The organism is Proteus sp. G4380 (assembly GCF_963885725.1).
GTDB classification, from domain to species: domain Bacteria; phylum Pseudomonadota; class Gammaproteobacteria; order Enterobacterales; family Enterobacteriaceae; genus Proteus; species Proteus mirabilis.
In genome coordinates, this window is the sequence record NZ_CAWPAV010000139.1 from 1 (window position 1) to 13,344 (window position 13,344).

General features: G+C 38.1%; 14 protein-coding genes. 4 read left to right on the plus strand and 10 right to left on the minus strand.

Going from position 1 to position 13,344, the window contains the following annotated elements; genetic code table 11:
- Positions 1-11: 11 nt before the first annotated feature.
- A complete protein-coding gene (locus AACU98_RS12440; protein WP_161734827.1) occupies positions 12-419 on the minus strand; it encodes an OsmC family protein in 408 nt (135 codons plus the stop codon).
- 312 nt (positions 420-731) lie between these two features.
- Between AACU98_RS12440 and crp the strand changes: the two genes are divergently transcribed.
- A complete protein-coding gene (gene crp, locus AACU98_RS12445; RefSeq protein ID WP_004246872.1) occupies positions 732-1,364 on the plus strand; it encodes a cAMP-activated global transcriptional regulator CRP in 633 nt (210 codons plus the stop codon).
- An 87-nt stretch (positions 1,365-1,451) separates the two neighbouring features.
- Here crp and AACU98_RS12450 read toward each other — a convergent pair whose 3' ends face one another.
- The 3 genes from AACU98_RS12450 to ppiA form a co-directional block, all read right to left on the minus strand.
- The gene (locus tag AACU98_RS12450) at positions 1,452-2,669 is read right to left on the minus strand and encodes an aspartate aminotransferase family protein (RefSeq protein WP_004249107.1); all 1,218 of its coding nucleotides are present in this window, start codon (positions 2,667-2,669) and stop codon (positions 1,452-1,454) included.
- Between the two features lie 117 nt (positions 2,670-2,786).
- Positions 2,787-3,362, minus strand: a complete 576-nt coding sequence (locus AACU98_RS12455; RefSeq protein WP_004246870.1) for an aminodeoxychorismate synthase component II — start codon at positions 3,360-3,362, stop codon at positions 2,787-2,789.
- 372 nt (positions 3,363-3,734) lie between these two features.
- A complete protein-coding gene (gene ppiA, locus AACU98_RS12460; protein WP_004246869.1) occupies positions 3,735-4,307 on the minus strand; it encodes a peptidylprolyl isomerase A in 573 nt (190 codons plus the stop codon).
- Positions 4,308-4,581: 274 nt separating this feature from the next.
- Between ppiA and yihA the strand changes: the two genes are divergently transcribed.
- Complete coding sequence (gene yihA / locus AACU98_RS12465) at positions 4,582-5,205, plus strand: ribosome biogenesis GTP-binding protein YihA/YsxC (protein ID WP_161734830.1); 624 nt, start codon at positions 4,582-4,584, stop codon at positions 5,203-5,205.
- 124 nt (positions 5,206-5,329) lie between these two features.
- Here the strand turns inward: yihA and AACU98_RS18470 are convergent, their stop codons facing one another.
- Positions 5,330-5,377 (minus strand): hypothetical protein, encoded by a 48-nt coding sequence (locus tag AACU98_RS18470; protein ID WP_438361642.1) that lies wholly within the window; start codon positions 5,375-5,377, stop codon positions 5,330-5,332.
- Between the two features lie 286 nt (positions 5,378-5,663).
- Between AACU98_RS18470 and def the strand changes: the two genes are divergently transcribed.
- The gene (def, locus tag AACU98_RS12470) at positions 5,664-6,182 is read left to right on the plus strand and encodes a peptide deformylase (protein ID WP_004246867.1); all 519 of its coding nucleotides are present in this window, start codon (positions 5,664-5,666) and stop codon (positions 6,180-6,182) included.
- A gap of 223 nt (positions 6,183-6,405) precedes the next feature.
- On the opposite strand, the gene polA is transcribed toward def, so the two are convergent.
- The 5 genes from polA to AACU98_RS12495 all read right to left on the minus strand — a co-directional run bounded on the left by polA (position 6,406) and on the right by AACU98_RS12495 (position 12,530).
- Entirely contained in the window at positions 6,406-9,204 is a 2,799-nt protein-coding gene (gene polA / locus AACU98_RS12475) for a DNA polymerase I (RefSeq protein ID WP_049208511.1), read from the minus strand.
- Positions 9,205-9,526: 322 nt separating this feature from the next.
- Positions 9,527-9,925 carry a SemiSWEET family transporter gene (locus AACU98_RS12480; protein WP_004246864.1) on the minus strand — a complete coding sequence of 133 codons (399 nt, stop codon included), beginning with the start codon at positions 9,923-9,925 and terminating at the stop codon, positions 9,527-9,529.
- Positions 9,926-10,606: 681 nt separating this feature from the next.
- Positions 10,607-11,230, minus strand: coding sequence for a thiol:disulfide interchange protein DsbA (dsbA, locus tag AACU98_RS12485; RefSeq protein WP_004246863.1), 624 nt, complete (start codon positions 11,228-11,230; stop codon positions 10,607-10,609).
- A 20-nt stretch (positions 11,231-11,250) separates the two neighbouring features.
- On the minus strand, positions 11,251-12,246 hold the full coding sequence (locus AACU98_RS12490; RefSeq protein WP_004246862.1) for a serine/threonine protein kinase: 996 nt from the start codon (positions 12,244-12,246) through the stop codon (positions 11,251-11,253).
- Positions 12,247-12,260: 14 nt separating this feature from the next.
- Positions 12,261-12,530 carry a YihD family protein gene (locus AACU98_RS12495; RefSeq protein WP_004246861.1) on the minus strand — a complete coding sequence of 90 codons (270 nt, stop codon included), beginning with the start codon at positions 12,528-12,530 and terminating at the stop codon, positions 12,261-12,263.
- Between the two features lie 218 nt (positions 12,531-12,748).
- Here AACU98_RS12495 and mobA point away from each other — a divergent pair, with 218 nt between their 5' ends.
- Positions 12,749-13,333, plus strand: a complete 585-nt coding sequence (gene mobA, locus AACU98_RS12500) for a molybdenum cofactor guanylyltransferase MobA (RefSeq protein ID WP_004246859.1) — start codon at positions 12,749-12,751, stop codon at positions 13,331-13,333.
- Positions 13,334-13,344 lie beyond the last annotated feature (11 nt).

Consider the following 13,344-nt stretch of genomic DNA (forward strand, 5'->3'; position numbering starts at 1 on the left):
AAATATCAAATTTATTCAGGATCTTTAATTTCAAAAGAGTGCGTAATATTGGCCGCTTTTCCTAACATTAAAGAAACAGAGCAATATTTTTCTGCTGATAATTGTACAGCTCGCTCAACAATTTTATCTGTCAACGCTTTGCCGGAAACAATGAAATGTAAATTAATATCGGTAAATAAACGAGGTGCCTCTTCACGACGTTTTGATGTTAATTTCACTTCACAATCAGTGACTTGGTGGCGACCTTTACGTAAGATACTCACCACATCAATAGCACTACAACCACCCACAGCAATTAATACCATTTCCATCGGACTAGGCGCTTTATCACCTGAATTACCATCCATCATAACTTGATGGCCGGAAGATGATTCGCCAACAAAAGATAAATCTTCAACCCATTTAACACGTGCTTCCATTTTATTTTTCCCCTAAATACAACTAAGACTAAAAGAGTACATTCTCATAATTCAACTAGCAATTAGCAAATAGGTTTATTATGCTGACTGCGTAAAACGAGACTTAATGCGTTAACTGTGTTAAAAACAATATCTGCTTGATGATAGTGGTTAAGATCAATGCATTATTTTCTCATTTATTATAATCTATTCCTTATTAACTTTCCGAATTCTCAGGAAGTTAATCGGTAAAGATAGGATTTTAAGCACGCTGTATCAAAAGGGTGTCAATCCGTTTTGAAAGGCTGCATTAACGTACAGAGGATAACGCGAATGGTTCTCGGCAAGCCGCAAACAGACCCGACTCTTGAATGGTTTTTGTCACACTGCCATATTCACAAATATCCATCCAAGAGCACGCTGATCCACCAAGGTGAAAAAGCGGAAACACTTTATTATATTGTTAAAGGTTCCGTGGCTGTTCTTATTAAAGATGAAGAAGGAAAAGAGATGATCCTTTCCTACCTAAACCAAGGTGACTTCATCGGTGAACTTGGATTATTTGAAGAAGATCAAGAACGTAGTGCATGGGTTAGAGCAAAAACAGCCTGTGAAGTAGCAGAAATTTCCTATAAAAAATTCCGCCAATTAATTCAGGTCAATCCTGACATTCTGATGCGCCTTTCCGCTCAAATGGCGAATAGATTACAAACCACATCAGAAAAAGTAGGTAACCTTGCTTTCCTTGATGTAACAGGTCGTATTGCACAAACTTTATTAAATTTAGCTAAACAACCTGATGCAATGACGCATCCTGATGGCATGCAAATTAAAATTACACGTCAGGAAATCGGTCAAATTGTGGGTTGTTCACGTGAAACTGTAGGCCGTATTTTAAAAATGCTGGAAGATCAAAACCTCATTTCAGCACACGGTAAAACTATCGTTGTTTACGGTACTCGTTAAGTTGCATTGAAAACAGCCCATTTAACTGATGGACAGTGATTATTTTGTATGAAGCCCCATCGCAATGATGGGGTTTTACATTTGAATTCACTCTGCTTTTACAAACTCATCAAGCGCTTTTCTTAACGCATTCATGCCCTCTTGTAACTCTTCGAGGGTAATAATCAACGCTGGCGTAAAGCGTATTACATCAGCCCCGGCATTTAACATCATTAAGCCATGCTTAGAGGCCAGTGCAAGTAACTCTTTTGCTTTACCTGCATACAGTGGTGCTAACTGCGCGCCAATTAATAAGCCTTGTCCACGAATTTGAGAAAACACAGCATAAGTTTGGTTTATCGCCTGCAATTCATCCACTATCCAACGATGACGCTCACTGACACCTTCTAATACCGCCTGAGTGTTGATTAAATCAAAAGCAGCATTGCCTACTGCACAGGCTAATGGGTTCCCCCCATAAGTCGTACCATGTGTTCCTACCCCCATTACCGAAGCGATATCCTCGGTGGTTAACATCGCACTGAGAGGAAAACCACTACCTAATGCTTTGGCACTGGTAATAATATCGGGCTGTATATCATAGTGCATATAAGCAAATAGTTTGCCGGTTCGCCCCATACCCGTTTGTACTTCATCAAGAATTAATAGCGCTTGATGCTTATCACATAGTGTACGTAAGCCATGCATAAACTCCGCTGTCGCCGGTGTCACTCCGCCCTCACCTTGGATAGGCTCCAGTATTACGGCACAAGTATGAGAGTCAATCACGGCTTTTACAGCATCAAGAGAGTTAAAAGGGACATGTATAATATCCGCAGGTTTAGGACCAAAACCATCCGCATATTTAGGTTGTCCCCCAACAGAGACTGTAAAAAATGTTCTACCATGAAAGGCGTGGTGGAAGGCAATTATCTTCGTTTTATAAGGATTATGACGGGTAATAGCGTAATGTCGTGCTAATTTAAGTGCGGCTTCATTCGCTTCTGCCCCAGAATTGGCAAAAAAGACACGCTCAGCAAAAGTATGTTGGATTAATTTCTGAGCTAAACATAATGCCGGCTCATTAGTAAACACATTACTTACATGCCAAAGCTTCTCACTTTGCTCTTGCAGTGCTTTATTCAATAGTGGATGCGCATGCCCAAGCGCTAGAACAGCAATACCACCAGCAAAATCAATATAGGATTTTCCCTGTTGATCCCAAACACGGCTACCTTGCCCTTTAACAGGAATAAAATCTGCTGGTGAATAAATTGGCAACATTACCTGATCGTAAGTTGCCCGATTAATACGTTGATTTATCATTACCCCACCTGACCGACATTTAGCTATACAATGAAAATATAATCACTAAATATGAATAAAAAATCAAATAAGGTTTGATATAAAAGTGGATAATGACGCTAAATTTTCATTATCCAATTAATATTTAAGAAAATTATTTAATAACTCATGCCCTTGTTCACTCAGAATACTTTCAGGATGAAATTGCACACCTTCAATGGGTAAAGTACGATGACGTATCCCCATAATTTCATCAACATTCCCGTCATGTTGGCTCCATGCTGTAACCTCAAAAGGGACAGGCAAGGTTGTCGCATCAATCACTAAAGAGTGATAACGGGTAACGCTTAAAGGTCGATTAAGCCCTTTAAACACCCCTTGCTGATTATGGTGTATTAATGAATTTTTGCCATGCATCACTTCACGGGCTCTGATAACGGATGCACCAAAAGCTTGCCCAATCGCCTGATGACCAAGGCAAACACCTAAAATAGGTATTTCCCCGGCAAATCGCTGTATCGCCTCAAGAGAGATCCCTGCTTCATCTGGCGTGCAAGGTCCCGGAGAGATAACAAGATGTGATGGCATCATCTTTTCTATCTCTTTAAGCCCAATCTCATCATTACGTTTAACAACAACCTCCGCCCCCAGTTCACAAAAATACTGGTAAAGGTTGTAGGTAAACGAGTCGTAATTATCAATAAGTAACAGCATATTAGCTTATCCGACTGATTTTATTATCATTATCTGTTTTAATGCTATTTTGAAACCGTTATATCCCTGACAAAATAGCTCGTTATTCAACCGACCTGGATACAACGAAGCCGATTATCATAGCACAGGTGTAAAATATAAATAGTAAGTAAGAAAAGCTGTTGATTTATTGCGCAATAACAATAATGACGGTGATTATTCATCAATTAAGAGATAAATAAAGCAAACAAGCGCGGTACTAGAAGATCATATGTCAAAAACAAAGATCAGAAATAATTTTTTTGATCGACAATATCCAGAATGTGAGAACGCATTCTGGATATCTGTTCATTGACTGGCTTAGGCTAGAGAAGTGTCTAACCTAATCACCCATTATTCTTTAACCACCTCAGCGGATAAAATCGTCACGGTTTTAACGGGTACATTTTGGTAAGGACCAATATTGCGGGTTTGCACTTGTGAAATTTTATCGACAACATCCATGCCTTTCACTACTTTACCAAACACCGCATAACCAAAATCACGTTGACCGTGATCTAAAAAGGCATTATCAGCAACATTAATAAAGAATTGGCTTGTGGCACTGTCTTTATCTGATGTACGAGCCATTGCAATGGTGCCTTTTAAGTTACGTAAGCCATTATCAGCCTCATTCTTAATCGGCTCTCGTGTCTGCTTTTGTTGCAAATCTGCCGTAAATCCCCCACCTTGGATCATAAATCCGGGGATCACTCGATGAAAAGTGGTCCCGTTATAGTAACCATCTTCGACATACTGAATAAAATTTTTCGTTGTGATAGGGGCTTTTTTATTATCCAGTGACAGTTCAATATTGCCTTCAGATGTGACTAATTTAACAAAGGTCTCTCCCGTTGCAGCCATTGCAAGGCTTGTTGTTGTCAAGGTGCAAGCGGTAACGAGAGTGACAAAAAAACGTTTTAACATGCAGGGATCCTTTACTTTAATAGTCTACAACTTACTTAATATGCAGCGATTTTAATTCGCTGGGGCAAATAGTGCCAATCATTTACCTTTATTTACGCACAATAAACGCATTTACATCATAACAGGGTAAATTTTCATGTTTAATTACTGTTATAAGTCGCTAAATTACGCCAAAATAGAGGGAATAGTTAATTAATCGATTTTCGATTCTCTATGCAAAACTCATCTTAGTATGCATGAGGAAGCGCATTATTTCAGAGAGGCTTATACCATAATGACCCAATTTAATTACCAAAAAGCACATTTCATTATCAGTGCACCTGATATCCGCCATTTACCACCAGATACAGGAATTGAAATTGCCTTTGCGGGTCGTTCTAATGCGGGTAAATCCAGTGCATTAAATGCACTAACGCAACAAAATGGATTGGCAAGAACCAGTAAAACACCCGGTCGTACTCAACTTATCAATCTGTTTCAAATTGAGGAAGAACGACGTTTAGTCGATTTACCTGGCTACGGATATGCTCAAGTCCCCGAAGAGATGAAACGCAAATGGCAACGCTCTTTAGGTGAATACCTGCAAAAAAGAGAGTGCTTAAAAGGAGTTGTTATTTTAATGGATATCCGTCATCCATTAAAAGATCTCGATATGCAGATGATTGATTGGGCGGTGGATTCAGAGCTTCCGACTCTCGTCTTGCTCACTAAAGCGGATAAATTAGCATCAGGGGCACGTAAAAAGCAGTTAATGGCGGTACAGGATGCACTGTCAGAAAAATCAGGTGATATACGTGTTGAGTGTTTTTCTTCTTTGAAAAAAATAGGCATTGATAAATTACGTAATACCTTAAATGAGTGGTTTACTGATACTAACGAACCAGAGACAGAAGCTTAACTCGCTATCCGCTTTACTAGGGGAAAATATGGCTTCCCCTTCCATTCTTAGCATTAATCACTCGTGCAAATTTTAGATAAAAAAATGCCCCAGTCGAAATAAAGTCGACTGGGGCAGCTAATATTCAGCTAAATCCGATTACGTGAAGTAAAAGGTCTGAAAGATAGAACATCTTACCTCTGTACCCTACAAGAGATAATGTACTCTATTTTTTTGGCTAATAAAAGCCCTTTTGTAATTTTTTTTCACATGCAAACACGATTCAGCTTGATGTTCATGTATTCAAATGCTCAATAAATGTAGTTTAATTACATATTTATGAGATCTAAATCACCTGTAAAAAGTGCTTAAAAATAAAACAAATCACACAAAATGTGCGGTTTATACAGACTAATTTTGTGATAGGCTTATCGCGAGACCGTAATAAATTTGTAAATTAGCGATAAAATGAGGTATTCATGGCTGTATTAACGCTACTGCATTTTCCTGATGAGCGACTACGCAAAGTTGCTACACCTGTGGAAAAAGTAGATGACGAAATACGCACATTAATCGATGACATGATTGAAACCATGTACGCAGAAAGAGGAATTGGCTTAGCGGCTCCTCAGGTTAATGTCTCTAAACGTATTGTCGTTATTGATGTTTCTGAAAATAGAGATCAACCCATTGCTCTTATTAACCCAGAAATTATCAGTACTGAAGATGAAATAATGGATATGATGGATGGTTGTCTTTCTATCCCAGACTCTTTTGCTCCCACACAACGCTTTCGCTACTTAAAAGTCAAAGCACTAGATAGAAATGGTGATGAAATCGAGCTAGAAGCAGCCGATCTCTTTGCTGGCTGTATTCAACATGAGCTAGATCACCTCAATGGTAAACTATTTATAGACCATTTATCGCCGTTAAAACGTCAACGTATCGAGAAAAAACAGAAAAAATTAAGCAAACTCAATAGCACCCAAGTTGCTTAATGGAATGTATTTAACTTTTGATATTGTTAATACTAATGACTTTTATAGTGTAAGCTCAGTCAAACAACTGGGCTTTTTATTTTTTATCCCCCCACAATTCCTATTGTTCCCCTTCCCTAGCTTTAAATATAGCAAAGCGGGAAAACCTTATGGCTATCCCGCTTAAATTCATCAGTTAAAAAACCATTCTGATATCTATTATAAACAAAGTGTTATCTCGTCATTAATGGGCTTCATCCCAGTTATTACCGACTCCGACTTCGACTTTCAGTGGAATAGCAAGCTCCATGCTACTTTCCATGAGCTTATGGATCATCGCATTTGCTTTTTCTAAATATGACTCTCGTACCTCAAACACTAATTCATCGTGTACCTGCATAATCATATGTACATCATCAGGGCATTCATGACAGATCCAATTATCCACCGCAATCATTGCTTTTTTAATGATATCGGCTGCCGTTCCCTGCATAGGTGCGTTAATCGCTTCACGCTCTGATGCTTTACGTCGGATCGCATTTTTAGAGTTAATCTCTGGCAGATATAAACGGCGTCCATCTAACGTTTCCACATAGCCTTGCTGTGACGCTTGTTTACGGGTACGCTCCATATAATCTAATACCCCTGGATAACGTTCAAAATAGAGATCCATATATCGCTGTGCTTCTTTTCGTTCAACACCAATCTGCTGTGATAAACCAAAAGCACTCATCCCATAAATAAGACCAAAGTTGATCGCTTTCGCACTACGACGTTGTTCTGAGGTGACTTCGTCTAAAGGTATACCAAACACTTCAGATGCAGTAGCTCGGTGAATATCTTTCCCTTGAGCAAAAGCATCAAGCAAACCTTTATCTTGCGATAAATGCGCCATAATACGTAATTCGATTTGAGAATAGTCGGCAGCAACTATTTTAAAACCATCACGGGCAATAAACGCTTGGCGAATACGACGCCCCTCTTCATTTCTTACTGGAATATTTTGCAGATTAGGATCACGAGAAGATAAACGTCCTGTCGCAGTCACCGCCTGATGATATGAAGTATGCACCCGCTTAGTTTTACTATTGACCATCAACGGCAATTTATCCGTATAAGTCGATTTTAATTTTGCCAATCCACGATGTTCTAAAATTAAACGAGGTAACTCATGACTATGCGCTAACGCTTCTAACACTTCTTCATTTGTTGAAGGAGCACCTTTTGGCGTTTTCTTGATAATAGGAAGATTGAGTTTTTCAAATAAAATCTCTTGTAATTGCTTAGGTGAAGAGAGATTAAATTCTTGCCCTGCTAACGCGAATGTCTCTTTTTCAATCTCAGCTAAACGTTGAGTGATTTCTTGGGATTGCATGGCAAGCACTTGTGCGTCAATCAATACGCCCTTACGCTCCATGCGTGAAAGCACAGGGACTAATGGCATCTCAATATCGTGATAAACGTGTTTTAGCGGTGCAATCGCCTCTATTTGAGGATAAAGCGCTTGATGCAGTAACAAGGTAATATCAGCATCTTCCGCTGCATATAAGGTCGCTTGTTCAACCTCAATCTGATTAAAGGTAAGTTGCCCCTTACCTTTACCAGCAATCTCTTCAAATGTCGTCGTTTTATGATTTAAATGCTTTTCCGCTAAGGTATCCATATCATGGCGGCTACTCACACTATTTAAGACATAAGACTCCAACATGGTATCAAAATAAATACCGTTTAATTCGATGCCTTCATTTTCCATAATGCCGCGGTCGAATTTCAGGTTTTGCCCAATTTTTAAGATGGTTTTATCTTCTAAAATCGGTTTTAAAGCAGTTAGTACCTCATCAACAGGTAATTGCTCTGGTGCATCTAGATAATCATGACGCAATGGAATATAAGCGGCCTTGCCAGGCTCTACCGCAAATGACAGACCGATTAAACGTGCATCAATATTATTCAAGCTATCTGTTTCAGTATCAAAAGCAAAGGCGGGCGCTTTTTTCAGTACCTCAACCCAGCGCATTAAGCTTTCATGAGTCAATATAGACTCATAGTTCTCTTGAGAGATAAGCGGGAAATTGTCTGCAGCTGGCTGCTCTTTGGGTGTTGCGACTTCTGCACTATAGGGGACTGGCGCTTTACGGCTACTGCGTTGAGCTAACCAACCACCATTTTGTAAGTCACTTATCCAGCGTTTAAATTCATAACGCGTAAACATTTCAAGCAACTTATCTAAATTAGGTTCATTAACCACTAAGTCATCAAAGGTTTTATCAAGCGCTACATCTGTTTTAATTGTCGCTAATTGATAAGAAAGTTTGGCAACTTTCTCATGTTCAACCATTTTAGCGCCAAGTGTTTTCGCACCTCGGAAACTCAATGTGGCTATTTTATCAAGCTGTTGATAAATATCCTCTAAGCTACCAAGTCCTTGCAATAGCCCTAATGCTGTTTTTTCACCTACGCCTGGAACACCGGGAATATTATCTGATGAGTCACCCATCAGTGCGAGAAAGTCGATAATCAACTCCGGTGGCACTCCATATTTTTCTTTAACTTCATCGGGGCCTAAAATAACATTCGTCATCGTGTTGATAAGTGTGATATTGGGCGTAACTAGCTGTGCCATATCTTTATCACCGGTACTGATTAACACATTACGACCATCACTGGCTGCTTTTAATGCCAATGTGCCAATCACATCATCAGCTTCAACGCCAGTAATAGAAAGTAACGGTAAGCCCATCGCTTGAACCATTTCATGCAAAGGCTCAATCTGCTCACGCAGATCATCTGGCATTGGTGGGCGATTAGATTTATATTCCTCATACAACTCATCACGGAATGTTTTGCCTTTAGCATCAAACACAACCGCCACATGACTAGGCTTATACTGAATTATTAGGCTGCGTAGCATGTTTAACACACCATACATCGCCCCTGTGGGTTCTCCTTTGCTATTAGTTAGCGGAGGAAAAGCATGATAGGCACGATAAAGGTATGAAGAGCCATCTACAAGGATAAAGGGGTTTTCTGCTATCTGGACCATAATCTGTTCATCATTGTTCTGAGGTTCATTGATATGACTAGAATGCCACATTGCAACGCAATAGACGAATATTACCTGAGATTATTGACAAACTTCTTATCACGATAGACAGATATAATTATCGGTTAGTCACCGACAATCATTGATTCGAATAAATCAAGCAGATCAATTTTATCTTAATAAAAAGACGATAAATATTATTCGTTTTATACAAAATAATGACTAAAAATAATATAGAAACACCTCAATAATATATGATTATTTATATTCTCTATATTATTTTTAATAAAATACGGTAATAAAATGCGGTATAGTTAATTAATTAAATAATTGCAGTAAGGCAAGCAATAGTACCGAATAGAATACCGGGAGCATTAGCAATCGCAACGGGATATTCTTTACTTTTCACGCCATAATAAGTCCATAATAAACAGTTTATGGCTGCAACAAAAGGCTGAAATGGGCTAGTTTTAATGCCATTAAGATTGTCCATTATTTGTGGAATATAAGAGACATACATACCACAGGCAGTGACTGTTGCTATCCAACTGACTAATGTGACAATATTAATTTCATTTAGCGTGGCGAGTTTCTGTTTAATTTTCCTCATTAATTTATTTATTGGGTTATTCGCTAATCTAATTCCACGATAAGGAACAAGGCTTGTTGAGGTAGATTCATCGAGTAAAGTAAGATTTTCAGGATCTGTTTCGTTTTGCATCACGCCTCCTACTGTTATTTATCCAATATATAAGAATGAATTTTTTATGTTGGATAATAAATATAACTATTACCAGTTCTAGCATAAGTAAAAGAATATTGTCAAATAAGCAAAATGGGAGAATAAAGCAGTTAAATTAAATGATAAATAATCATTATTAACATAAAATCTACATTCTTCATTATTCTAAGAGGTTAACTATATTAACATTTCCAAATACTAAGCAATTACACTTAGCAACGGAAAATAATAAACTAAAATATAACAAGTTATTGCTTCTTTACCTAAAAAAATTAGCGCAACACAACCATAAACAAGGAACCAAAAGAGTCAGTTCGTTAATATTTATTTACAGTAATATTACAGACTATTTCCCTGACATTACATTGTTTGCGTTATTCATGAATATCCTGTGGATAACTCTGTGAGTATTTTTGTAACCCTATCTATATTAAGTGATTAAGTCTATTTTCACTTTATTAACATAATTAAAAAATCAATGACTTACGATGCATTACTAATTATATTGAATTAATTAGATATACATCAATTAATGTGGATAGTTATATTATGAAGGAAATATGAAGAATAAAAAAATGGCACTCACAAACAATGGGTGCCATTTTTATCTAACATTGGTAGCTATTTCTACTTATCTATCAATTAGCAATAACTTATCAATTATTTTTTCATCAGTAATTGATTGACGACATCAGAATAAGCTTTTGCATACTCTTCTGGTGATTTAGCACTAATGCCATCATTTTTCATTTTATATTTACCATCAATAACCATTGCCGGTACACCATTAATTTGGAAATCAGTTACCGCATTTTGTTGTTGGCTTACCAATGAGTTAACCACAAAACTATTAATTGCTGCATCATAATCTTCCGCTTTTACCCCTGCATTAATAAAGGTAGTGCGAATATCATCAACAGAGCGAATAGATTGTGTTTCTTGTATTCCTTTAAATAAGGCTGGAGAGACTTGGTCTTCAACACCTAATGCAATAGCAACCGCCCATGCACGGGTCATCTCTTTACCTAACGGCCCTAAGAAGTCAACGTGGTAACGAGCCATTTTGGTGTTTTCTGGTACATTTTTTTCAACTGTGCTATTGACCTTATACACTTCAGAAAACTGATAGCAATGAGGGCAATAAAAAGAGAAAAATTCAACCACTTGTGGAGCACCTGCAACAGGCTTAGAAAGGTTTGTATACTGCTTACCTTCAGAAATATCGGCAGCTGAAACACCAAATGCTAACACCATACTTGCTAACGCCAGCCAAATTTTTTTCATTTCGTATTATCTCCTAAAAATTAATACATTGGGCTAAGTTGTAAAGGTGGCTCATTTAATTGCTCCACTTGCCCTTTAAATAAAGCGAGTTGTTTAAACCAAAAGTCTTGCTCTTGAAACCAAACAAAGGTTCTTGGAAAAGCAGGATCCTTCCAGCGCTTTAATACCCATGCGATATAATGCACCATTCTCATCGCACGTAGAGGTTCAATTAATGATAGTTCTCTCACATCAAAATCTTGATATTCATTATAAGACTCAAGCAATGTATCTAGCTGTATAAGCTGATCTTGCTTTGAGCCACTTAATAACATCCAAAAATCTTGAATTGCACTTCCCATACGAGAATCATCAAAATCAACCATAACGACTTCATCACGCCACAATATATTGCCGGGATGACAATCCCCATGTAGTCGTAATTTTTTCCATGTTGAGTCTGATAATTTAGGACTCACTTCATGAATAATTTTATCAATAGCATCAATAAATTGAGATTTTAATTGCGTTGGAACTAAATCACTTTGTTCAAATTCTAATTTTGGCGCGACCAAATAGTCCGCAACAGACAGTGTCGGCCGATATTGATAGCTCTTTTTTCTACCTATTTGGTGGATACGTCCTAATGTCCGCCCCACCTCTTCAAGCTGAAATAGATTATCAGTTTCATATGCTCTTCCCCCAATACTTGGGAATAATGCAAAATAAAACCCTTCATTAGAAAGATGAACTGTTTCGCCTTTTACCTCGATAGGCGCTGCGACAGAAACCTGTGCCTCTTTTAGCGCTAAAACAAATTCATGTTCTTCTTTTATTTGTGAATAACTCCAACGTTGAGGACGATAAAATTTCACCACATAACGTTGTTTGTGCTCATCCATAAACTGAAAAACACGATTTTCGTAGCTGTTTAATTCCGTCAGCCCTGAATCAGGATAAAACCCAATATTAATTAGCGCATCCCAAATACTATCGGGAGACAATCCTTGAAAATTAAATGAGGCAGATATGGCCATGTCCTATCCTGAAATTAATCTTTAATCACACCGCGAGCACGTAAAATAGCTGTTTTGAAATCTTCTTCATAATCTTTCTTGAGCCCAGGAATAACATCTGTGGGTGCGGTATTGCGCATTTTTAGATGATAGATCAAAATATCATCAGTTAGATCAGCAAGTTGACCTTTAAAACCTGCTTCATCCGCCAGTTTCTGTAATAATTGAACTAAGTTTAAATCAGAATGCTCTTCCCATACTGGGTGCAATAATTCCATCACTTCATTAAGACGGTGACATTTCATACAAAAAATCCTTATTATTAAAATAACAACAAAGTACCAAGTATTCTCTAAGAGAAAAAGACAACCTCTGTCAATCTGCGTAAATATTACGCTTTTTTAAAAAAATTGCTGTTGCTTTACATGTAACCAGAATAAGTTCGTGCTTTCTATTACTATATCGTCTTTACTTGATAAGTATTGTTCGCAATTTTTCGCAAACTCATTCACAAATATTGACTATGAAAAACCAGAATATCACAGGCGGTATACTCGCCGGTGGCCAAGCTACTAGAATGGGAGGCGCTGATAAAGGGCTTCAACTCTTACATGGGCTACCTTTATACCTCCATATTGCCCAAAAGTTATCACCACAGGTTGCCTCTATTCTGATTAGTGCAAACCGTAATCTGGAACGCTATCGCCAAAGCCAGTATCCTGTTATCACCGATGAAACCAGCGATTTTTCCGGTCCTTTAGCTGGAATGCTGGCATTATTAAAACAAGCTCAAACCCCTTGGGTTGTGTTTGTTCCTTGTGATGTCCCCTATTTTCCTAGCAACTTGGTTGAAACGCTCTATCGTCACAAAGGGGATGCCTTAGCCGTCTATGCCGACGATGGGCAGCGAGAGCACCCAACACTGGCACTGTTAAATCGTTGTCTTATTCCAACACTTGAGGCTTATCTCGCTCAAGGTGACCGTAAATTAATGCTATTTATGCGCCAAATCGCCGCTAAACCGGTTTTATTTGCTAATCAGGCCGCAGCCTTTATTAATTTAAACACACCTGAAGATATAGCAAACGCCAATCACATAGCAAAATAGGAGCTCATAAG